Annotated in this window: 19 protein-coding genes; 10 read left to right on the top strand and 9 right to left on the bottom strand. The window is 71.4% G+C overall.

The genetic code is table 11. The features are described 5' to 3' along the window. Nucleotides 1-37 precede the first annotated feature (37 nt). The 4 genes from AB0F10_RS17880 to AB0F10_RS17865 are packed head-to-tail and all read right to left on the bottom strand — an operon-like array spanning nucleotide 38 to nucleotide 3,465. Nucleotides 38-247 (bottom strand): hypothetical protein, encoded by a 210-nt coding sequence (locus AB0F10_RS17880; protein WP_360625548.1) that lies wholly within the window; start codon nucleotides 245-247, stop codon nucleotides 38-40. A gap of 22 nt (nucleotides 248-269) precedes the next feature. Further along, complete coding sequence (locus AB0F10_RS17875; protein ID WP_360625556.1) at nucleotides 270-1,631, bottom strand: FAD-dependent oxidoreductase; 1,362 nt, start codon at nucleotides 1,629-1,631, stop codon at nucleotides 270-272. Then, a complete protein-coding gene (locus tag AB0F10_RS17870; protein ID WP_360625545.1) occupies nucleotides 1,628-3,013 on the bottom strand; it encodes an aspartate aminotransferase family protein in 1,386 nt (461 codons plus the stop codon). The genes AB0F10_RS17875 and AB0F10_RS17870 overlap by 4 nt, the downstream gene beginning before the upstream one ends. Next, on the bottom strand, nucleotides 3,010-3,465 hold the full coding sequence (locus AB0F10_RS17865) for an Lrp/AsnC family transcriptional regulator (protein WP_360625542.1): 456 nt from the start codon (nucleotides 3,463-3,465) through the stop codon (nucleotides 3,010-3,012). The genes AB0F10_RS17870 and AB0F10_RS17865 overlap by 4 nt, the downstream gene beginning before the upstream one ends. A 235-nt stretch (nucleotides 3,466-3,700) precedes the next feature. Between AB0F10_RS17865 and AB0F10_RS17860 the strand changes: the two genes are divergently transcribed. Then, nucleotides 3,701-4,906 (top strand): saccharopine dehydrogenase C-terminal domain-containing protein, encoded by a 1,206-nt coding sequence (locus tag AB0F10_RS17860; RefSeq protein WP_360625539.1) that lies wholly within the window; start codon nucleotides 3,701-3,703, stop codon nucleotides 4,904-4,906. Here AB0F10_RS17860 and gabT read toward each other — a convergent pair. Both gabT and AB0F10_RS17850 read right to left on the bottom strand, forming a co-directional pair. Further along, nucleotides 4,880-6,163, bottom strand: a complete 1,284-nt coding sequence (gene gabT, locus AB0F10_RS17855; protein WP_360625534.1) for a 4-aminobutyrate--2-oxoglutarate transaminase — start codon at nucleotides 6,161-6,163, stop codon at nucleotides 4,880-4,882. The two genes, AB0F10_RS17860 and gabT, sit on opposite strands and share 27 nt — an antisense overlap. 2 nt (nucleotides 6,164-6,165) lie before the next feature. Continuing rightward, nucleotides 6,166-7,602 (bottom strand): gamma-aminobutyraldehyde dehydrogenase, encoded by a 1,437-nt coding sequence (locus tag AB0F10_RS17850; RefSeq protein WP_360625531.1) that lies wholly within the window; start codon nucleotides 7,600-7,602, stop codon nucleotides 6,166-6,168. A gap of 167 nt (nucleotides 7,603-7,769) precedes the next feature. Here AB0F10_RS17850 and AB0F10_RS17845 point away from each other — a divergent pair, with 167 nt between their 5' ends. After that, a complete protein-coding gene (locus AB0F10_RS17845; RefSeq protein WP_360625528.1) occupies nucleotides 7,770-10,109 on the top strand; it encodes an FdhF/YdeP family oxidoreductase in 2,340 nt (779 codons plus the stop codon). Nucleotides 10,110-10,114: 5 nt separating this feature from the next. On the opposite strand, the gene AB0F10_RS17840 is transcribed toward AB0F10_RS17845, so the two are convergent. Together AB0F10_RS17840 and AB0F10_RS17835 are read right to left on the bottom strand one after the other, a co-directional pair. Further along, the gene (locus tag AB0F10_RS17840; protein WP_360625525.1) at nucleotides 10,115-10,306 is read right to left on the bottom strand and encodes a hypothetical protein; all 192 of its coding nucleotides are present in this window, start codon (nucleotides 10,304-10,306) and stop codon (nucleotides 10,115-10,117) included. Next, entirely contained in the window at nucleotides 10,303-11,541 is a 1,239-nt protein-coding gene (locus AB0F10_RS17835; protein WP_360625522.1) for an FAD-dependent oxidoreductase, read from the bottom strand. The genes AB0F10_RS17840 and AB0F10_RS17835 overlap by 4 nt, the downstream gene beginning before the upstream one ends. Nucleotides 11,542-11,716: 175 nt before the next feature. On the opposite strand from AB0F10_RS17835, the gene AB0F10_RS17830 reads away from it, so the two are divergent. Both AB0F10_RS17830 and AB0F10_RS17825 read left to right on the top strand, forming a co-directional pair. Continuing rightward, the gene (locus AB0F10_RS17830; RefSeq protein ID WP_360625519.1) at nucleotides 11,717-13,816 is read left to right on the top strand and encodes a glutaminase domain-containing protein; all 2,100 of its coding nucleotides are present in this window, start codon (nucleotides 11,717-11,719) and stop codon (nucleotides 13,814-13,816) included. Nucleotides 13,817-13,859: 43 nt separating this feature from the next. Continuing rightward, complete coding sequence (locus tag AB0F10_RS17825) at nucleotides 13,860-14,699, top strand: siderophore-interacting protein (protein WP_360625516.1); 840 nt, start codon at nucleotides 13,860-13,862, stop codon at nucleotides 14,697-14,699. On the opposite strand, the gene AB0F10_RS17820 is transcribed toward AB0F10_RS17825, so the two are convergent. Further along, the gene (locus tag AB0F10_RS17820) at nucleotides 14,686-15,462 is read right to left on the bottom strand and encodes a DeoR/GlpR family DNA-binding transcription regulator (protein ID WP_360625513.1); all 777 of its coding nucleotides are present in this window, start codon (nucleotides 15,460-15,462) and stop codon (nucleotides 14,686-14,688) included. The genes AB0F10_RS17825 and AB0F10_RS17820 overlap by 14 nt on opposite strands. Before the next feature lie 126 nt (nucleotides 15,463-15,588). Here AB0F10_RS17820 and AB0F10_RS17815 point away from each other — a divergent pair, with 126 nt between their 5' ends. From AB0F10_RS17815 to AB0F10_RS17790, 6 genes are all read left to right on the top strand, one after another. Further along, nucleotides 15,589-16,881, top strand: coding sequence for an alpha-glucosidase/alpha-galactosidase (locus AB0F10_RS17815; RefSeq protein WP_360625510.1), 1,293 nt, complete (start codon nucleotides 15,589-15,591; stop codon nucleotides 16,879-16,881). A gap of 74 nt (nucleotides 16,882-16,955) precedes the next feature. Further along, nucleotides 16,956-17,843 (top strand): sugar isomerase, encoded by an 888-nt coding sequence (locus tag AB0F10_RS17810; RefSeq protein ID WP_360625507.1) that lies wholly within the window; start codon nucleotides 16,956-16,958, stop codon nucleotides 17,841-17,843. Nucleotides 17,844-17,877: 34 nt separating this feature from the next. Further along, on the top strand, nucleotides 17,878-19,197 hold the full coding sequence (locus AB0F10_RS17805; RefSeq protein ID WP_360625504.1) for an ABC transporter substrate-binding protein: 1,320 nt from the start codon (nucleotides 17,878-17,880) through the stop codon (nucleotides 19,195-19,197). Continuing rightward, complete coding sequence (locus AB0F10_RS17800) at nucleotides 19,197-20,141, top strand: sugar ABC transporter permease (RefSeq protein WP_360625501.1); 945 nt, start codon at nucleotides 19,197-19,199, stop codon at nucleotides 20,139-20,141. The genes AB0F10_RS17805 and AB0F10_RS17800 overlap by 1 nt, the downstream gene beginning before the upstream one ends. Then, entirely contained in the window at nucleotides 20,141-20,959 is an 819-nt protein-coding gene (locus AB0F10_RS17795) for a carbohydrate ABC transporter permease (protein ID WP_360625498.1), read from the top strand. Before AB0F10_RS17800 ends, AB0F10_RS17795 begins: the two co-directional genes overlap by 1 nt. Before the next feature lie 162 nt (nucleotides 20,960-21,121). Then, complete coding sequence (locus AB0F10_RS17790) at nucleotides 21,122-22,123, top strand: helix-turn-helix transcriptional regulator (protein WP_360625495.1); 1,002 nt, start codon at nucleotides 21,122-21,124, stop codon at nucleotides 22,121-22,123. Nucleotides 22,124-22,133: the final 10 nt, after the last annotated feature.

Here is a 22,133-nt window from a genome sequence, read left to right as displayed (position 1 = left end):
AGCATGCTCGCCGCCCTGCGCGCGGGGTACCGGTGGATCAGACGTACAGATCCAGCGTGCCGGTGGACTCCTGCCGGTCCTTCAGCGCCTCGGTGTCGGACTTGGTGATCGCTTCCTTGTCCGTGGCGGCGACCTTCTGGGCCGCCTTCTCGGCGAGGGCGGAGGCCAGCGCCTCCTGGTGCCGCTGGAACTCGATACGCGCGGCGGAACCGGTCGGATTCGCCGGGTCGATGCCTTCTACCGCCATGCTGTGCTCCCGTCCAGATGATCTACTCTCGGCTCCTTCCATCGGCCGGTAGTCCGCGGTCTGCACCTTTATCCGCCGGAAACCTGCGGGCGCGCTCCCAGCCGTCCCGCAGGGCGGTCGCGTGCCGCACGGAGTTGATGCCGAGCCAGCGCAGCGGCTCCGGCTCCCAGCGCCGGGACCGGTGCCCGACCCAGGGCAGCCGGGTCAGGTCCCCGCCGGCCCCGGTGATCAGGTCGGCGAGCGTCCGGCCGGCGAGGTTGGCCGCGGCGACCCCGTCGCCGACGTAGCCGCCCGCCCAGGCGAGGCCGTCGCGCAGCCCGGCCGAGGGCATCCAGTCCCGGGGCACGCCGAGCGGCCCGCCCCACCGGTACGCGACCGGCACGTCGATGCCGAACAGCTCGGTCAGCGACCGGCGCAGCGCGTCGAAGACCGCCGGCTCCCGGTCGTACCGCGGGCGTACCCGCGACCCGAAGTGGTACGGCGCGCCGCGCCCGCCGAACGCGAGCCGGTCGTCCGCGGTGCGCTGACCGTAGACGATCAGGTGGCGGTGGTCGCTGAACGTCTCACGCCGGGCCAGGCCGATCCGCTCCCACACCGACGGCGGCAGCGGCTCGGTGGCGATCATCAGCGAGTACACCGGCGCCAGGGCCCGGCGGTGCCCGGCGAGCCCCGCGGTGTAGCCCTCCAGGGCCCGGACCACGACGTCCGCGCGTACCGTGCCGCGGTCGGTGAGCACCGAGCCGCGCGACAGCCGCAGCGCCCGGGTGCCCTCGTGGATCGCGACGCCGCGGCGCTCGACCGCCGTGGCCAGGCCGCGGACCAGGGCCGCCGGCTGCAGCGAGGCGCAGTCCGGGCTGAAGGTGGCGCCGACGACGCCGGACGCGCCGCAGACCCGCCTCGCCGCGGCGGCGTCCAGCAGCCGCACGTCCAGGCCGTACTCGTCGGCCTCCCGCGCCTCGGCCTCGGCGCGGCGCAGCTGGACGGCAGAGCGGGCGAGCGTGACCGTCCCGCCCTTGGCGTAGGAGCAGTCGATGCCCTCCGCCGCGGCGGCCCGGCCCACCTCGTCGACAGTCGCCGCGAGCGCGCGGTGCATGGACACCGCGGCGTCGCGGCCGTACCAGCGGGCCAGCGTGCCCACCGGCACCGGGAACAGCCCGGAGCACCAGCCGCCGTTGCGGCCGGACGCGCCGAAGCCCGCGTACTCGGCCTCCAGCACCGCTATCCGCAGGCCGGGATCCGCCCGGGCCAGGTAGTACGCGGTCCACAGCCCCGTGTACCCGCCGCCGACGATCGCGACGTCCACGTCGCGGTCGCCGGGCAGCGGCGGGCGCCGGGCCGCGGGCTCGCGCGCGGCGGCCAGCCAGTACGAATCCGGGTCGCTCAGAGCCGGGTCCAGGCCTCGGTGAGCACCGACCGCAGCGCCTGCTCGATCTCGACGAAGTGCTCCTCCTGGCAGATCAGCGGGGGAGCGAGCTGGATGACCGGGTCGCCGCGGTCGTCGGCGCGGCAGTACAGCCCGCTTTCGAACAGCGCGCGGGACAGGAAGCCGCGCAGCAGCCGCTCGGACTCGCCGGCGTCGAACGTCGCCTTGGTGGCCTTGTCCTTGACCAGCTCGATGCCGAAGAAGTAGCCGTCGCCGCGGACGTCGCCGACGATCGGCAGGTCGGTCAGGCGTTCCAGGTAGGAGCGGAACAGCGCCGAGTTCGCCCGGACGTGGCCGTTGAGGTCCTCGCGCTCGAAGATGTCGAGGTTGGCGAGGGCGACCGCGGACGCCACCGGGTGCCCGCCGAAGGTGACGCCGTGCGAGAACGCGTTCGACCCGCTCAGGAACGGCTCGACCAGGCGATCGGAGGCGATCATCGCGCCCAGCGGCACGTACCCGGAGGTCAGGCCCTTGGCGCAGGTGATGATGTCGGGGGTGTAGCCGTAGGCCGTGGAGCCGAAGTACTCGCCGAGCCGGCCGAACGCGCAGATCACCTCGTCGGAGACGAGCAGCACGTCGTAGCGGTCGCAGATCTCGCGGACCCGCTGGAAGTAGCCGGGCGGCGGCGGGAAGCAGCCGCCGGCGTTCTGCACCGGCTCCAAGAACACGCAGGCGACCGTGTCCGGCCCCTCGAACTCGATGGCCTCGGCGATGCGGTCCGCGGCCCAGATGCCGAACTGCTCCTCGGTCATCGACTCGTCGGGGCGCCGGTAGTAGTTGGTGTTCGGCACCTTCAGCGCGCCCGGCACGAGCGGCTCGAACTCCTGCTTGATCAGCGGCAGGCCGGTGAGCGACAGCGCGCCCATCGTCGTGCCGTGGTAGGCGATGGCCCGCGAGATCGCCTTGGTCTTCATCGGCTTGCCGGTCAGCTTGAAGTAGCTGCGGGCCAGCTTCCACGCGCTCTCCACCGCCTCGGAACCGCCGGTGGTGAAGAAGACCCGGTTCAGGTCGCCGGGGGTCAGCCCGGCGAGCCGCTCGGCGAGCTCGATCGCGGTGGGGTGCGCGTAGGACCAGAGCGGAAAGTACGCGAGCTCCGAGGCCTGCTTGGACGCCGCCTCGGCAAGCTCGGTGCGGCCGTGCCCGGCCTGCACCACGAACAGCCCGGAGAGCCCGTCCAGGTAGCGCCTGCCCTGCTGGTCCCACACGTACGGGCCGGAGCCGCGCACGATGACCGGCACCTCGGCCGCGCCGGCGCCGGTGTAGGACGACATGCGGGTGAAGTGCATCCAGAGGTGGTCGCGGGCGGAGGCGGCCAGGTCGCCGTCTCGCGGGTCTTCGTTCATCGGGTCCCCCACGCGTAGGTCTGCTTGGCGAGCTTGAGGTACATGAAGGTCTCCGTGCCGGTGACGCCCGGCACCGAACGGATGGAGTCGTTGAGCAGCGCCAGCAGGTGCTCGTCGTCGGTGCAGACGAGCTCGACGAGCAGGTCGTAGCCGCCGGCGCAGTAGACGACGTAGTCGACCTCCGGTATCTGGGCGAGCGCGTCGGCCACCGGGCGCAGGTCGCCTGTCACCTTGACGCCGACCATCGCCTGCCGGGCGAAGCCCAGCATCAGCGGGTCGGTGACCGCGACGATCTGCATCATGCCTCCGTCCAGCAGGCGTTGGACGCGCTGCCGGACGGCGGCCTCCGACAACCCGATGATCTTGGCGAGCCCGGCGTAGGACATCCGTCCGTCGCGCTGCAGGTGCTCGATGATCTGTTTGTTGACATCGTCCAGGGCCAGGTCCGTCACGCAGCGATTCTGGCCCGGGATCGGGTGATTGGCAACGGAATCCGTTGGCGAGTTCCGATTGATCCAGTGATTCCGTCGCGTTGACCTCCTCGGCGGGGCGCGGTCTCCCGGGGTTGGCGATACGAGGCCTTGAACCTTCGTTTATCGCAGATTTTTGGTCGATTGACAAGCGTTTCCGTTGCGCTACCGTGCTCGTAACACGTTTTCGGTGCTTGTTACGCGGAAGGGCGTTGCCATGCGTGTACTGCTCGTAGGTGCCGGTGGCGTGGGCGCCGCCGCCGCCGGCATCGCCGCCCGCCGCGACTTCTACGAGCGCTTCGTCGTCGCCGACCGCGACCTCGCCCGCGCGCAGGCGGCCGTCGCCGGCCTGGAATCGCGGGGCTTCGCCGCCGCCCGGCTCGACGCGTCGTCCGCGACGGCGGTGGCGGCCCTCTGCCGCGAGCACGGCATCACCCACGTGCTGAACGCCGTCGACCCGCGCTTCGTCATGCCGATCTTCGACGGCGCGTACGCGGCCGGCGCCGACTACCTCGACATGGCCATGTCGCTGTCCCACCCGCACGCCGAGCAGCCGTACCTGCTGACCGGGGTCAAGCTGGGCGACGAGCAGTTCGCCGCGGCCGGGCGGTGGCTGGACGCGGGCCGGCTCGCGCTGGTCGGCATGGGGGTGGAGCCGGGCCTGTCCGACGTCTTCGCCCGCTACGCCGCCGATCACCTCTTCTCCCGCATCGACGAGATCGGCATCCGCGACGGCGGCAACCTGGTCGTCGAGGGCTACGACTTCGCGCCCTCGTTCTCGGTGTGGACCACGATCGAGGAGTGCCTCAACCCGCCGGTGATCTGGGAGGCGGGCCGCGGCTGGTTCACCACCGAGCCGCTGAGCGAGCCGGAGATCTTCGACTTCCCCGGCGGCATCGGCGAGGTCGAGTGCGTGCACGTCGAGCACGAGGAGGTGCTGCTCATCCCGCGCTGGGTCGACGCGCGGCGGGTCACCTTCAAGTACGGGCTGGGCAAGGAGTTCATCGACGTCCTGAAGACCCTGCACAAGCTGGGGCTGGACCGCACGGCGCCGGTCAGCGTCGGCGGGGTCTCGGTGTCGCCGCGCGACGTGGTGGCGGCCTGCCTGCCCGACCCGGCGGGGCTCGGGCACCGGATGACCGGCAGCACCTGCGCGGGCACGCTGGTCACCGGCGCGGACCGCGACGGCGATCCGCTGACCGTGTACCTCTACCACGTCGTCGACAACGAATGGTCCATGCGGGAGTACGGGTCGCAGGCCGTCGTGTGGCAGACGGCCGTCAACCCGGTCATCGCGCTCGAACTGCTCGCCACCGGATCGTGGCGGGGCGCCGGCGTCCTGGGCCCGGAGGCCTTCGACGCCGTGCCCTTCCTCGACAAGCTGGTGGAATACGGCTCACCCTGGCTGATGCGCGAGCAGTGACCGGGCGAGGATGTCGAGGCCCCGGGTCACCTCGTCGGCGGAGATGACCAGCGGGGGCAGGAAGCGCAGCACGTTGGCGTAGGTGCCGCAGGTGAGCACCAGCAGCCCCGCGCCGTGGCAGGCCCGGGCGACCGCCGCGGTGCGCAGCGGGTCCGGGTCGACCGAGCCGGGCTTGACCAGCTCGATCGCCAGCATCGCGCCCCGGCCGCGCACCTCGCCGATGCCGGGATCGCCGGCCGCGAGCGCGGTGAGCCGGGGCCGGAACCACGCCTCGATCCGCCGCGCCGCCGCGTTCAGGTCGAGCTCGCGCATCGTCTCGATGGCGGCGAGCGCCGCCGCGCAGGCGATCGGGTTGCCGCCGTAGGTGCCGCCCAGCCCGCCGGGATGCACCGCGTCCATCAGCTCGGCGCGGCCGACCACCCCGGCCAGCGGCAGCCCGCCGGCCATGCCCTTGGCCGTCGTCACCAGGTCGGGCTCGACGCCCTCGTCCTCGCAGGCGAACCACGAGCCGGTGCGGCAGAAGCCGGTCTGGATCTCGTCGGCGACGAACACCGCGCCGGCCTCGCGCGCCCAGGCGGCGAGGGCCGGCAGGAAGCCGGGCGCCGGCACCACGAAGCCGCCCTCGCCCTGTATCGGCTCGATCAGCACCGCCGCCACGTTGGCGGCGCCGACCTGCTTCTCGATCACGTCGATCGCCCGCGCCGCCGCCTGCGCGCCGGACAGGCCGCCGTCGCGCAGCGGGTATGACATCGGCGCCCGGTAGACCTCCGGTGCGAACGGGCCGAACCGGTGCTTGTAGGGCATCGACTTGGCGGTCAGCGCCATCGTCAGGTTGGTCCGCCCGTGGTACGCGTGGTCGAACACCACCACGGCCTGCCGCCCGGTCGCGTGCCGGGCGATCTTGACCGCGTTCTCCACCGCCTCGGCGCCGGAGTTGAACAGCGCCGCCCGCTTGTCGAAGGTGCCCGGGGTCAGCGCGGCGAGCTGCTCGCAGACGGCGATGTAGGACTCGTAGGGCGCGACCATGAAGCAGGTGTGGGTGAACCGCTCGACCTGCTCGCGGACGGCGGCCACCACCCGCGGCGCCGAGTTGCCGACGCTGGTCACCGCGATGCCGGAGCCGAAGTCGATCCACTCCCGGCCGTCGACGTCGTGCAGGCTGCCGCCCGCCGCGCGGTCCACGTAGGACGGGATCATCGAGGTGACCCCGCGGGCGACGGCGGCACCGCGGCGCTTGTGCAGCTCCTCGGAGGTCATCGTCAGCCGCCGAGACTGTGCATGACGTGCTTGATGCGGGTGTAGTCCTCCAGGCCGTACACGGAGAGGTCCTTGCCGTGCCCGGAGTGCTTGAACCCGCCGTGCGGCATCTCCGCCACCAGGGGGATGTGGCAGTTGACCCAGACGCAGCCGAAGTCGAGCCGCCGGGTCATCCGCATCGCACGGCCGTGGTCGGCGGTCCAGACCGAGGAGGCCAGGCCGTATTCGACGCCGTTGGCCCAGCGCACCGCCTCGTCCTCGTCGGTGAACCGCTGGACGGTGATGACCGGGCCGAACACCTCGTCCTGGACGATCTCGTCGCTCTGCCGCAGCCCGGACACGACGGTGGGCGAGTAGAAGTAGCCCCGCTCGCCGACCCGGGCGCCGCCCGCCTCGAGGCCGGCGTGGTCGGGCAGCCGGTCGATGAAGCCGCCGACGCGTTCCAGTTGCCGGGCGTTGTTCAGCGGGCCGTAGAGCACGTCCTCGTCGCTCGGCGGGCCCGTCCGGGTGCCGCGGGCCTGCTCGGCCAGCGCCGCGACGAAGTCGGTGTAGACGCCCGGCGCGGCCAGTACCCGGGTGGCGGCGGTGCAGTCCTGCCCGGCGTTGAAGTAGCCGGCCTCGGCGATCGCGGCGGCCGCCGCCTCGACGTCGGCGTCGTCGAAGATCACCACCGGGGCCTTGCCGCCCAGCTCGAGGTGGGTGCGCTTGAGGTCGGCGGCGGCCGTGGAGGCGACCTCCATGCCGGCACGCACCGAGCCCGTGATGGACACCATCGCCGGGGTCCGGTGCGACACCAGCGCCCGGCCGGTGTCGCGGTCGCCGGCCACGACGTTGAGTACGCCGGGCGGCAGGAACTCGGCGGCGATCTCGGCCAGCATGATCGTGGTGACCGGCGTGGTGTCGGAGGGCTTGAGCACCACCGAGTTGCCGGCCGCCAGCGCGGGTGCCAGCTTCCACACCGCCATCATCAGCGGATAGTTCCAGGGCGTGACCTGCGCGCACACGCCGACCGGCTCGCGCCGCACGTAGCTGGTGTAGCCGGTCAGATATTCGCCGGCGGAGCGGCCCTCGAGCAGCCGCGCCGCGCCCGCGAAGAACCGGATCTGGTCGATCGCCGGCGGAAGCTCCTCGCTCGCGGTGAGCCCGAGCGGCTTGCCGGTGTTCTGCGACTCGGCGGCGACGAGGTCGTCGGCGCGGGCCTCGACGGCGTCGGCGAAGCGCAGCAGGGCGCGCTGGCGCTCGGCGGGGGTCGTGTCCCGCCACTTGCCGAACGCGGACGCGGCCGCCTCCATCGCCCGGTCGACGTCGGCCGGCCCGGAGACCGGCGCCGAGGCGAACACCTCGCCGGTCGACGGGTCGATGAGATCCTCGTATCGGCCCTCGACCGGTGGGGCGGCGGTCCCGCCGATGAAGTTGGTCAGCACCCGCTTGGTGGTCATCCGGCCTCCCGCAGAGATATCACGCCTCGCGGAGACATCTTTCCACCGAATCCGCAGCAGACAAGAGCCAATGACCACTGTTTCCGTCGCCAACATCCTGAGGTTGGTGATCTGCCGACCGGCGTGCAAGCGTGGTGACAGGCGGGTAGCGGGTGAGGGAGAAAGACATGACTGAGATCGACGGAGACCGGCAGGGTCAGGGTTCGCCGGGGACGCCGGCGACCGGGCGCGGCCCCAACCGCGGCGGGGCCTTCTCCCGGCGCGACGACGACCACCCGTCGGCCGGCTGGGGTGCCACCCGCAGCGTCGGCCGTATCATCGCCGCCGCCCGCGAGCCCCTCGCCGCCCCGCACGCGATCCTCAAGATGAACCAGCTGAAGCTCAGCGGCAAGAAGGACGGTTTCGACTGCCCCGGCTGCGCCTGGCCGGACGACCGCAACGGCCTGCACCTGGACGTCTGCGAGAACGGCATCAAGCACGTGACGTGGGAGATGACCCACAAGAAGGTCAGCGGCGAGTTCTTCGCCGAGCACACCGTCACCGAGCTCAACGCGTGGAACGACTTCGACCTGGAGAACCAGGGCCGGATCACCGAGCCGCTGAGCTACGACCCGGAGACCGACCGGTACGTGCCGATCTCCTGGGACGATGCCTACGCCCTGGTCGGCGACGCGCTGCGCGGCCTGGCCGGCCCGCACGAGGCGGCCTTCTACACCTCCGGGCGGCTCAGCAACGAGGCCACGTTCCTCTATCAGTTGTGGGTTCGCGAGTTCGGCACCAACAACATGCCGGACTGCTCCAACATGTGCCACGAGGCGAGCGGCCGGGCGCTGACTGCGGCGATCGGCACCGGCAAGGGCACCTGCGACCTCGACGACTGGGAGTCGGCGGACCTGCTGATCCTGATGGCGGTCAACGCCGCCTCGAACGCGCCCCGGATGCTCACCTCGCTGGCCGAGGCGTCCCGGCGCGGCGCCGAGATCGTGCACGTCAACCCGCTGATCGAGGCGGCGAGCAAGCGCACCATCGTGCCGCACGACTTCGTCTCGATGGGCACCTTCCGGGCCACCAGGACCGGCACCATGAACGTCCGGCCGCGTATCGGCGGTGACCTGGCCCTGCTGCGCGGGCTGGCCAAGGTGGTGCTGGAGCAGGACGCCGTCGACCAGGAGTTCATCGAGGCGCACACCGACGCCTACGACGCCTACCGCAAGGTGGTCGACGGCACCGGGTGGGACGAGATCGTGCACCAGTCCGGGGTCGCCGAGGAGATCATCCGGGACCTGGCCGGCCGCTACATCGCGTCGCAGCGCACGATCATCGCCTGGTGCCTGGGCCTGACCCAGCAGGAGCACAGCGTCGACACGATGCGCGAGATCATCAACCTGCTCCTGCTGCGCGGCAACATCGGGCGCCCCGGCGCCGGGCCGTCGCCGATCCGCGGGCACAGCAACGTGCAGGGCAACCGGACCTGCGGCGTCAACCACCACCCGACCGAGGAGTGGCTGGCCAAGCACGACGCGGCCACCGGCATCCGGTCGCCGCGCGAGCACGGGCTCGGCACGGTCGCCACGATCGAGGCGATGGCGACCGGCGCGGTGAAGGTCTTCGTCAGCCTCGGCGGCAACTTCGCCCTGGCGGCGCCGGACACCGCGGCCACCTTCGCGGCCCTGCGCAACACCGATCTGACCGTGCAGGTGAGCACCAAGCTCAACCGCAGCCACCTGGTGCACGGGCGGCGCGCGCTGATCCTGCCGTGCCTGGGCCGCACGGAGAAGGACGTGCGGGCGACCGGCGAGCAGGGCATCACGGTCGAGGACTCGATGAGCTACGTGCACCTGTCGTACGGCAAGCGCAAGCCCGCCTCGCCGCAGCTGCGCTCCGAGTGCGCGATCCTGTGCGGCATGGCCCGGGCTACCCTGCCCGGGTCGGCGACGCCCTGGGAGCTGTACGCCGAGGACTACGACCGGATCCGCGACGTGATGGCCCGGGCGCTGACCGGCTTCGAGGACTTCAACCGCCGGGCCCGGGAGCCGCTCGGCTTCCGGCTGGCCCAGCCGGCCCGCGAACGGGTCTGGCTCACGCCGTCGGGCAAGGCGGAGTTCCACCCGTCGCCGATGCCGGACGTGGTGCCGCCGGAGGGACGGCTGATGCTGTCCACGGTCCGCTCCCACGACCAGTGGAACACCACCATCTACTCCGACAACGACCGCTACCGCGGCGTCAAGAACCTGCGCACGCTGCTCTTCATGAACCCCGAGGACATGGCGGAGCGCGGGCTGCGGGAGTTCGACCTGATCGACATCACCAGTCACGCCCGCGACGGCGGCACCCGGACGGTCTGGGGCTACCGGGTGATCGGCTACGACACCCCGCGGGGCAGCGTCACCGGATACATGCCGGAGCTGAACGTGCTGTGCGCGCTGAGCGACAACAGCTCGCAGAGCGACCAGCCCCTGACCAAGCACCTGATCGTGGAGGTCACGGCGTCGGCGCCCGCGCCGTAGCCGCGTTACTGCTCGGAGCGGCTGCGGTCGCCGATGTGCTCGAGGACGGCCGGGTCGGCGGTGAGCAGCCGGTCGACCTCCTCGCCCGCGTCGCAGGTGAGCAGGGACAACTCGACCGCGTCAGGGGTGCGCACGAGGACCCGCCAGGTCGCTCCGGACTCCTCCCAGCGCAGCAGCCGGGTCAACGCCTCGCTCATTGCAACACCTCCGACAGTGGAACGTCCGGGTCGGCCAGCCGGGCCGGGTCGGCGCTCTCGCCCCGCAGGCCCGCCCGGACCAGATCCTGGATCTGACCGGCAACATCCCACACGTTGACGTTCATGCCGGCCGCGACCCGGCCGCCGACGGTCCAGAACGCGATGAACTCGCGCCCCTGCTCGTCGCCGCGCACGACCACCTCGGCCGCGGCGCCGGGCGGCACCCAGCCGGCGTACTCCATGCCCAGGTCGTACTGGTCGGTGAAGAAGTACGGCAGGTGGTCCCACCGCACGTCCTGGCCGAGCATCGCGCGGGCCGCGACCGGGCCGGTGTTCAGCGCCGTGTCCCAGTGCTCGACCCGGATCCGGGTGCCCAGCAGCGGATGGTCGATGTTGGCCACGTCCCCGGCGGCGAAGATGTCCGGGTCGGCGGTGCACAGCCGCCGGTCGACCAGCACGCCGTTGTCGACCGGCAGCCGGGCCTGGTCGGCGAGGCCGGTGTTCGGCGTGACGCCGATCGCCACCAGCACGGCGTCCGCGGGGACGACCGTGCCGTCGGTCAGCACGACCTCGGACACGTCGGTGTCGCCGCGCAGCTCCCGGACCTGGGTGCCGAAGCGGAAGTCGACGCCCTGCTCGCGGTGCAGCCGGGCGAACACCTCCGCCATGCGGTCGCCGAGGACGTTGCGCAGCGGCAGCGCGTCGGGCGTCACCACGGTGACCGTGGCGCCGCGGCCGCGGGCGGCCGCGGCCACCTCGAGGCCGATCCAGCCGGATCCCACGACCACCAGCCGGGTTCCCGCCCGCACGGCGGCGGAGATCCGGTCCGAGTCCGCGAGCGTACGCAGGGAGAACACCTGGCCCAGCCCCACGCCCGGCACGGCGAGGGGCCGCGGCGAGGCGCCGGTCGTGAGCAGCAGCTTGTCGTAGCCGAGGTCGCCGCCGTCGGTCAGTCGCACCCGCTGCTTGTCGGCGTCGATGGCGGCGACGGTGGTGCCGGTACGCAGCTCCACCTCGTTCTCGGCATACCAGTCGGAGTGGTGCACGTAGGCGTCGGCGCGTTCGGCCGTGCCGAGCAGCAGCCCCTTGGACAGCGGCGGCCGTTCGTACGGCGGCTCGTCCTCGGTGCCGATCAGCGCGATCCGACCGGTGAAGCCCTCGGCGCGCAGGGTCTCGGCGGCCTTGGCACCGGCGAGTCCGGCGCCGGCGATGACGAACGTGCGGTCCACGGTCATTGAACCCTCCTATCCGGACACCATGCCACGACTCCCGGTGCCGCGTTCGGGTCATACCCGATGTGCCCGTTTGGGCATACATCGACGCTCGTCCCTGGCGAGCGGATGGTGTTGAGTCTAGGTTGATTTCGTTGATTTATGTTCGCAAAGGTGCCGAAACCTGGGGGTTCGCATGATGGGTGACAAGCACGTGGGCCGGCGCCGTCTGCTGCAGCTCGGCGCCGCGGCCGGTGCCGGTTCCCTGCTCCCGGCCGCGGGCCCGACGGGGGCCGCCCACGCGCGGGACCGGGCGCGGGCGCCGTTCCGGCCGCCGGCCGTGCCCCTGGCGGTCCGGTCGCCCTACCTGAGCACCTGGCTCGCCGCCGACAACCTGCCCGGCAGCTGGCCCACCTTCTGGACCGGCCGGGTCACCGCGATGACCGGCCTCGCCACCATCGACGGCACGCCGTACCTGTTCCTCGGCTCGCCGGGCTCGCCGACCCCGCACCCGTTCGCGACCATGCGGCAGACCGGGCTGACCGCGACGGCTACCAGGTCCGAATTCGTGCTGCGGCAGGCCGGCGTCGAGCTGACCGTGACGTTCCTGTCCCCGGTGACGCCCGGCGACCTGCGGCGGCAGTCGCAGCCGCTCAGCTACGTCTCGGTGACCGCGCGCAGCGTCGACGGCGCCGATCACCGGGTCGCGGTCTACTTCGACGTCTCCGGCGAGTGGGCGTCCGGCGATTCCCGGCGGCCGATCACCTGGGAGCAGTCCACCGCGGCCGGCGTGGTCAGCCTCAGCTTCGCGCAGAGCGAGCCGCGGGTGCTGGGCGAGACCGCCGACGCCGCGCAGTGGGGGACCGTGGTCCTGTCCAGCCCGCAGCGCGCCGGGTTGACCTGGCAGATCGGTCCCGACGGCGACGTGCGGGCCCGAGGCGCGGCGCACGGCACGCTGCTGAACACCGTCGACGGCGACAAGCCGCGCCCGATCGACGACCGGTACCCGGTCTTCGCGTTCGGCCAGGACCTCGGCACCGTCGGCGCCGCCCGGTCCGCGCCGTTCGTGATCAGCATCGGGCTGATCCGCGAGCCCGCGGTCAGCTACCTCGGCGAGCACCTGCCGCCGCTGTGGAAGAGCTACTGGCCGGACTGGCCGGCCATGGTCGGCGCGTTCCACGCCGACTTCGCCGCCGCGGACCGGCGCGGCGCGCGGCTGGACGCGAAGATCGAGGCGGACGCGACCCGGGCCGGCGGCGCCGAGTACGCGGCGCTGTGCGCGCTGGCCTTCCGGCAGGCGTACGCGGCGACGGAACTGGTCAGCCGCGGCGGCAAGCCGTGGGCGTTCCTCAAGGAGATCTCCAGCAACGGCAACATGCAGACCGTCGACGTGATGTACCCGAGCATGCCGGTCTTCCTCTACGCCGACCCCGGGTACCTCGGGCTGCTGCTCGCGCCGCTGCTGGACTACGTCGAGAACCACGCGTACCCGAAGGAGTTCGCCCCGCACGACCTGGGCGCGAGCTATCCGAACGCGACCGGGCACCTCGGCGGCACCGGCGAGGAGGACATGCCGGTCGAGGAGTCGGCCAACATGCTGATCATGGTCGCCGCGTACCTGGAGCGGATCCCCGCGGCGCAGCGCACGGCGTTCGTCGGCGCGCACTACCCGATCCTTGCGCAGTGGGCCGACTACCTGGTCGCCAACGCCCTGGACCCGGACCTGCAGAACCAGACCGACGACTTCACCGGCTTCATCGCGCACAGCGTCAACCTGGCGCTCAAGGGCATCGTCGGCATCGGCGCGATGAGCCTGATCGCCGGGTACGCCGGCCGCACCACCACCTACCTGGCGACCGCGCGCGAGTACATCGCGCGGTGGCAGGCGCTGGCCACCGACCCGTCCGGCGAACACCTCAAGCTCGCGTACGACCTGGACGGCACCTGGAGCCTGAAGTACAACGGCTACGCCGACGAGCTTCTCGGCCTCGGCCTGGTGCCGGCGTCGGTGGCCCGCACCGAGGCGGCCTGGTATCTGCGGCGGGCCGCCACGGAAGGGGTGCCGCTCGACATCCGGCACACGTACACGAAGGCGGACTGGGAGATGTGGACCGCCGCCTGGCTGAAAGATCACCGGGAGGTCCGCGACCTGCTGATCGGTGGCCTCTACGCCTTCGCGGACACGACCGCCCAGCGCGTCCCGCTCACGGATTGGTATGACGTCGTCACCAATCGTCAGCAGGGCTTCCAGGCCCGGCCGGTGGTCGGGGGGTGCTTCGCCCTGCTGACCGTTTCATAAGGGTAGCCTTACCGGGACGACTACCCAGTAGGGAAGTGGATTCATGACGAACAGGCCTGTCCGGGCCGCCCGGATCGGGGAAGTCACCCGCGTCGAGCAGCTCACGCCGCACATGGTCCGGGTCGTGGTCGGCGGTGCCGGTCTCGCCGACGTGAGCTGCGGGGAGTTCACCGACCACTACGTCAAGATCTACTTTCCGCGGCCCGGCGTCGGCTATCCGGAGCCGTTCGACCTGGCCGTGATCCGCGAGACGATGCCGCGCGAGCAGCAGCCGGTCGTGCGGACGTACACGGTCCGCCGCTGGCTGCCCGAGGTGCCGGAGCTCTGGATCGACTTCGTCGTGCACGGCGACGCCGGCATCGCGGGGCCGTGGGCCGCCGGCGCGCGGCCCGGCGACCCGGTCCGCTTCATGGGGCCGGGCGGCGGCTACGCGCCGAACCCGGACGCCGGCTGGCACCTGCTGGCCGGCGACGAGAGCGCGCTGCCGGCGATCGCCGCCGCCCTCGAGCGCATGCCCGCCGGCGCGCTGGTCAAGGCGTTCATCGAGGTCGAGGACCCGGCGGAGGAGCAGAAGCTGGAGACGGCCGCCGACGCCGAGATCACCTGGCTGCACCGCGGCGCCCGGCCGCACGGTGAGCTGCTGGTGCCGGCCGTGCGCGCGCTGGACTTCCCGGCCGGCGAGGTGCACGCGTTCGTGCACGGCGAGGCGACCTTCGTGAAGGACGTGCGGGCCCTGCTGCGGGTCGAGCTCGGCCTGCCGATGTCCCAGCTGTCGATCTCCGGCTACTGGCGGCGCGGGCTGAACGAGGACGGCTGGCAGTCCACCAAGCGCGAGTGGAACCAGCAGGTCGAGCGCGAGCAGGAGGCCGTCACGCCACGATGACCTCGGTGCCGGAGCGGCGGATCGCCTCCACCCCGGCCGGGTCCGCGCTCGCGTCCGTCACCAGGGTCGCCACGTCGGTGATCGCGCAGATGCTGGCCAGGCAGACGCGCCCCACCTTGGAGCCGTCGGCCACCACGATCACCCGGTCCGCGCGGCGGATCATCGTCGCGTTGGTGTTCGCCTCGATCTCGTCGTGGGTGGTCAGGCCGCCGCGGGCGCTGATGCCGTCCACGCCGACCACCGCGACCGACATGTTCAGCCCGGCGAGCGCCTGGTCCGCGATCGGGCCGACCAGCTCGTAGGACTGGGTGCGGGACACCCCACCGGTCATGATCAGCTTGAGCCGGGGCCGCAGCGCCAGCTCGGCGGCGATGTTGAGGGCGTTGGTCACCACCGTCAGGTCGACGCGCTCCGCGAGCAGCCGGGCCAGCAGGTGCGTGGTCGTGCCGCCGGTCAGGCCCAGGGTCAGCGGGCCCTTCGGCAGCAGCGCGGCCACCTTCTGCGCGACCAGGGCCTTCTCCTCGCGGTGCTGCCCGACGCGGTATCGCACCGGCAACTCGTACGCGACGTCGACCGCGACGGCGCCGCCGTGCGTGCGCGACAGCAGCTTCTGGTCCTCGAGGACCTGCAGGTCGCGGCGGATGGTGGCGGAGGAGACCCGGAACTCGCCGGCGAGGTGCCCGGCGTCCACCGAGCCGTGACTGGCCACGCGCTCCAGGATGGCCGACACCCGGTCGGCGCGGCGCAGGGAACTCTGGGGCATCGGTCCTCATCGGAAACGTCGGTTGACGGCGACAACTTGAGCAAACGCGCAGTCACCATAGTTCGTTTCCAAGCGAAACGCCAGATTTCCTTGCGCGATTCGTACACGTCGACGAACAATCCCGCCATGACCACGATCGCCTTTCTCGGCGCGGGCAGCGTCGTCTTCACCCGTGAGCTGCTCGCCGACCTCCTGACGTTCGACGAGCTGCGCGGCGTGACGCTCGCCCTGCACGACATCGACCCCGAGCGGCTCGAGACCGCCGAGGCGATCGCCCGGCGCACCGCGCAGCAGCTCGGGGCCCGGCCGGTGATCACCACCAGCCTGGACCGGCGGGTGGTCCTCGACGGCGCCGACTTCGTCATCAACGCCATCCAGGTCGGCATGCACGCCGCGACGGTCCGGGACTTCGAGATCCCCGCGAAGTACGGCCTGCGCCAGACGATCGGGGACACCCTCGGCGTCGGCGGCATCTTCCGCGCGCTGCGCACGTTCCCGGTGCTGGCCGGCATCGCGGCCGACATGCGCGAGCTGTGCCCGCAGGCGTGGCTGCTCAACTACACCAACCCGATGGCGATGAACGTCGCCTACCTCGCGGCGATCGCGCCGGAGCTCAAGGCCGTCGGCCTGTGCCACTCCGTCTACTGGACCGTGCGCGACCTGAGCGAGCTGCTCGGCGTGCCGCACTCCGAGGTGGACTACACCGGGGCCGGGGTCAACCACCAGGCTTGGCTGCTGCGCCTCGAGCACCGCGGCGAGAGCCTCTATCCGCGGCTGGACGAGCTGCTGGAGCGGGAGCCGGAGCTGCGCCGCCGGGTCCGGATGGACATGTACCGCCGGCTGGGCTACTTCCCGACCGAGACCAGCGAGCACTCGAGCGAGTATCTGCCCTGGTACCTGCGCGACGACGCCGAGATCGCCCGGCTGCGCATCCCGGTCGGCGACTACCTGCGGATCAGCGCGGACAACGTGGACGAGTACCACGAGACCCGCCGCGCGATGCTGGCCGGCGAGCCGCTCGACGTCAGCCGCGACGCCACCGAGTACGCGCCGCAGGTCATCCACAGCATCACCACCGGAACCCTGCGCCGCGTGCACGGCAACGTGGCCAACCGGGGGCTGATCAGCAATCTTCCCGAGGGCTACGCCGTCGAGGTGCCGTGCGTGGTCGACGCGCTCGGCGTACGCCCGGAGCGCGTCGGCGCGCTGCCGGCGCAGTGCGCCGCGCTGAACCGCGGGTTCGTCAACGTCGGCGAGCTGACCGTGCGGGCGGCGGTGACCGGCGACCGGCGGATGGTGCGGCAGGCCGCGATGGTCGACCCGAACACCGCCGCGACGCTGAGCCTCGATCGCATCTGGGAGCTGTGCGACGAGCTGACCGCCGCGCACGGCGAGCTCATCCCCGAGGCGCTCCGCTAGAAGCGTGCATTGTGGATTGCTCGTTTGGACATGAAGTCTTGTGAAGCGAAAACAAACGAGCATAATCCACGAACATGAACGACACGTCGGAGGAAATCGCCAGCCAGCCCGCCGTCTGGGAGCGCGGTCTCGCGCTGACCGCCGAGGCCCGCCGCGAACTCGCCGCACCGGGGGCACGGATGCTGGTCCTGGGCTGCGGCACCTCGTGGTTCGTGGCACAGAGCATCGCCGAGTTGCGGGAGGAGGCGGGCCTCGGCGAGACCGACGCGGTCTGTGCCTCCGAATACGTGCCGCGCCGCCACTACGACCGGGTCGTGGCGATCACCCGGTCCGGCACCTCCACCGAGGTGCTCGACGCGCTGCGGCAGGTGCCGCCGGGCACCCACCGGGTGGCCGTCACCGCGGTCGCCGGGATGCCGGTCGACACGCTCTCCGAGAGCCGGCTGCTGCTCGACTTCGCCGACGAGCGCAGCGTGGTGCAGACCCGCTTCCCGACCACGGTCCTGGCGCTGGCCCGGGCCGCGTTCGGCGCCGACCTCGGCCACCTGGTCGCGGACGGGCGGGCCGCGCTGGCCGCGCCGCTGCCCGCCGACCCGGCGACGATCGACCACCTGGTCTTCCTCGGCACCGGCTGGACCGTGGGGCTCGCACACGAGGCGGCGCTCAAGGCCCGCGAGGCGGCGCAGGCCCACACGGAGTCGTACCCGGCGATGGACTTCCGGCACGGGCCGGTCGCCGTCGCCGGCCCGCGCAGCCTGGTCTTCTCCTTCGGCGCCGTGCCGATCGGGCTGGACCGGACCGGCCGCTCGGCCGGCGCCACCGTCTACCGCGACGATCGCGACCCGCTCGCCCAGCTGATCCTCGCCCAGCGCTTCGCGCTCGCCCTGGCCGCCTACCGCGGCCTCGACCCCGACCGCCCCCGCCTACTGACCCGCTCAGTCGTTCTCACCGACGCAGCCTGATCGGCAACCGCGACACCCGACGAGAGGCCAAAGCATGACCACCTACCTGCGCGGCCGGCCGATCCGGCTGCTGGCCGCGGCAAGCGCGGCAATGCTGTTCCTGGCCGCCTGCACCGGCGGGCCGAGCGACGACGGGAAGGACGCCGCCGCCGGCTACGACCCCGCCGCCGCCGTCGAGCTGACCTGGTGGACCGGCCAGACCTCGGAGGCCGAGCAGGTCGCCGAGCGGCTCGCGGCCGACTACCACGCCGCGCACCCCAACGTGACGATCAAAACCTCGCCGGGGGCGCCGACCACGGAGGACCTGCTGACCAAGCTCTCCGCCGGCTTCACCGGCGGCAGCTACCCCGACATCTCGTACGCGTACGGCAACTGGGCCGGCGACCTCGGCGCCAGCGGCCGGACCCAGGATCTCACCGCGTTCGTGGCGGATCCGTCGTTCGCCTGGACCGAGATGCCGGCCGCCGCCCGCGCGGTCGCGACCGTCGACGGCAAGGTGATCGGGATTCCGGCCCTGGTCGACAACCTGGCGCTGATCTACAACAAGAAGCTGTTCGACGCCGCGGGCCTGGAGTACCCGAGCGACGAGTGGTCCTGGGCGGACTTCCGGTCGGCGGCCCGCCGGCTCACCGACGCCTCGACCAACACGTACGGGACCGCGTACTCGGTCTCCGGCAACGAGGACACCACCTGGCACCTGTGGCCGCTGCTCTGGCAGAACGGCGGCAGCATCCTCGACGGCACCAAGCCGGCGTTCAACTCCGAGGCCGGCGTCGCGGCGCTCGAGACGCTGCGCGCGATGGCCGTCGACGACAAGTCCATGTACCTGGACCAGACCGACGAAAAGTACGGCCCGCTGTTCTACGGCGGCCACGTCGGGATGCTGCTCTCCGGCCCGTGGGCGCTGCTCGACATCAAGGACGCGAAGCTCGACTACGGCGTGGCCGCCCTGCCCGGCGTCAACGGCGACCACCAGACCGTCTCCGGGCCGGACCTGTGGGTGCTCTTCGACCACGACGACGCCAACCGGGCCGGCGCCTCGCGGGCCTTCGTCAAGTGGCTGACCAGCGCCGAGGTCGACGCCAAGTGGAACCTCGCGGTCGGCAACCTGCCGCTGCGCTCCGTCGAGCAGAACACCCCCGAGTTCGCCGCGTACGCCAAGGAGTACCCGGGCGGTCAGAAGTTCTTCGACAACCTGGCCAACGCCAAGCAGGCCAGGCCGACCATGGCCGGCTACGAGGCGATGTCGCGCAACGTCGGCGACGCCATCGCCAAGGTGCTGCAGGGCGCGGCGACACCGAAGGAGGCCCTCGACGAGGCGGCCCGCAAGTCGGCCGCCGTCCTGGAGGACTGATGGCGCTCACGTTCGCGGCGACGCCCCGTACCCGCCCGGACGTCGCGATCCGGGCCGGCGGCCGGCGCGGCCGCGCGGTCCGGCGCAACCTCACCGGCTGGGGCTTCGCCGGTCCGGCGACGCTGATCGTGGTCGGCCTCTCGCTCTTCCCGGCGGTCTGGGCGTTCTTCATCTCCCGCACCAAATGGAACGGCATCGCGCCGGCCACCGACGTCGGCTGGCGTAACTACCAGCGGATCGCGCAGGACCCGGACGCGATGGCGGCGGCGCAGCACACGCTGGTGCTGACCGTGCTGTTCGTGCCCGCGTCGATCCTGCTGGGCATGCTCATCGCGGTGGCGCTGAACCAGAAGATCCGCCTGATCGGCTTCTACCGCACCTGCATCTTCGTGCCGTACGTGGCGTCGGCCGCCGCGACCGGCATCCTCGCGAGCTACGTCTTCAACCCGCAGTTCGGCGCCGCGAACGAGGTGCTGCGCCGGCTCGGGCTGCCCGCGCAGCAGTTCCTGGAGAGCCCGAGCCAGGCCCTGCTGGTCATCTGCGTCATCGCGCTCTGGGGCGAGGTGGGCTTCACGACCGTCATCTACCTCGCGGCCCTGCAGGACATCCCGCAGGACCTGGTCGAGGCCGCGACCGTCGACGGCGCCGGCAAGTGGCGGGTGTTCCGCCACATCATCCTGCCCGAGCTGCGCCCGGTCACCGTCTTCACCGCGATCTGGCAGACCATCATCGCGATGCAGCTGTTCGACCTGATCTACACGACCACCCGCGGCGGCCCGATGAACAGCACGCAGACCGTCGTCTACTACATCTACGAGCTGGCCTTCCAGACCCAGCGGCTGGGGTACGGCGCCGCCGTCGCGTACCTGCTGTTCGCGGTGACGATGCTGCTGACCATCGGCGTCATCTGGTACAGCCGCCGCCGAGGATCGGAGGCCTTCTGATGCGCCGGTTGCCGTTCAGCCCCTGGCACCTGCTGCTCATGCCGCTGTCGCTGATCTTCGTGCTGCCGCTGGTGCAGATGGTCCTGACGTCGTTCATGACCAGGAGCGAGATCAACCAATTCCCGCCCAAGTTCATCCCGTCCGGCCTGCACCTCGACGGCTACACCGCGCTGCTCTCCGAATCGCACATCGTCCGCTGGTTCGGCAACACCGTGCTGGTGTCGGCGATCGCGGTGGCCGCGCACCTGGTCCTGTGCTCGCTGGCCGGCTACGGCTTCGCCCGGCTCAGGTTCGTCGGCCGCGGCCTGGCGTTCCTCGCGGTCGTCGCCACGGTGATGATCCCCATCCAGCTGCTGATGATCCCCACCTACCTGATGTTCGCCCGGGCCGGCATCGTCGACACCCTGGCCGCGGCGTTCGTGCCGTGGCTCGCCTCCGCGTTCGGCATCTTCCTGATGCGACAGTTCTTCCTGGCGCTGCCGGTCGAGCTCGAGGAGGCGGCCCGCCTCGACGGCTGCGGCACGCTGCGCACGTTCGTGAGCGTGGTGCTGCCGCTGGCCCGGCCCGCGCTGGCGACGCTGGCCGTCTTCACGCTGCTGTCGAGCTGGAACGACCTGCTCTGGCCGCTGGTGGCGATCAGCGACGACAGCAGGTTCACCCTGCAGGTCGGGCTGGCGAGCTTCCAGGGCACCCGGCGCACGGAATGGTCGCAGCTGATGGCCGGCAACGTGATCGCCACGATGCCCCTGATATGTGCGTTCCTGGTGGCCCAGAAGCGCTTCATCGCGACCATGACCTTCACCGGCCTGAAGGGATGAGGTGCGAAGGGCGTAACCCTTCTGAGTTTCAGCCGTTGTTCGGATCACGGATAAAACTCCTGCGACCATTGGCGACAGGACGGTGCGCGTCGGCGCCGCATGGTGTAGGAGTAGGTGCTATGTTGCAGATAGCAACGTAGCCGTTGCCCGTCGAGGTGTCTCATGTGCGCCGCAGACGCAGGTGTCAGCGGTCGCGTTCCAGCCACCGCCAACGGCGACGAGCACGACGGGCGTGAGGACATGACTATTTCGCGCGACGGCGACACCCCCGCCGTCGCGAGGGAGCGGGTCCGGAGCGGACTGCGGCGGGCGAGGCGGAAAACCGATCTGACCCAAACCGATGTCGCCCAGCGCCTCACTTGGTCGCTGTCCAAGGTTCAGCGGATCGAGACCGGCGAAGTAGCAGTGTCAGAAACGGACATTCGGGCACTGCTGGCCCTGTACGGCGTCACCGCGGCGGACACCGTGGCCGCCCTCGCGGCGGACGCCGGCCTCGCCCGGCGCGAACGCTGGGCGACCCCGCCCGAGCACCGCAAGTACCTCCCGCCCGGACTCCGGCGGTTGCTGCAGTTCGAGGTCGTGGCGACCCAGATCCGCGCCTATCAGTCGCATCTGCTTCCCGGCATCGTGCAGACCGCGGCGCTGGCCGAACACATCATCGGGGAGGCCCTCGGCCACCTCGATGCGGAGGAGCGCCGGGTCCGCCTGGAGGTTCGGCTGCGCCGCCGCAAGGACGTCCTCGAGCGCGCGGACGGTCCTCAGTACCACCTGGTGATTGACGAGAGCGTCGTCAGGCGCACCGTCGGCGGTGACCTGATGATGGCGGAGCAGCTGGAAGACCTCGCCGCATTGGCCGTTCACCCGCGCATCTTCGTCCGGATCGTGCCCTTCGACGCGAGCAAGGGCGCGATCATCGGCACGTTCGGCAACTTCCAGTTGATGAGCCTCAGCGACGAGGACGCGGACGACACCGTCCTCTATCGCGAGCGCATCACCACAGACCGCATCGACCACGACGCGGAAGAGATTCGTCCGTACCGGGAGGCGTTCGAAAGCCTCTGGAAGCTATCGCTTCCCGAGGAGGCCTCGCTGCGACTCATCAACCACGCAGCGCTGGGGTTCCGAGTACGGCTAGATCGCCAACCGGCGGTCGGTCAAAGATGACGCCGCGACG

This window comes from Actinoplanes sp. NPDC026623 (assembly GCF_040638275.1).
Taxonomy (GTDB): Bacteria; Actinomycetota; Actinomycetes; order Mycobacteriales; family Micromonosporaceae; genus Actinoplanes.
Note: the sequence above shows the minus strand (reverse complement) of the source record. Positions and strands in the feature narration are given on the sequence as shown.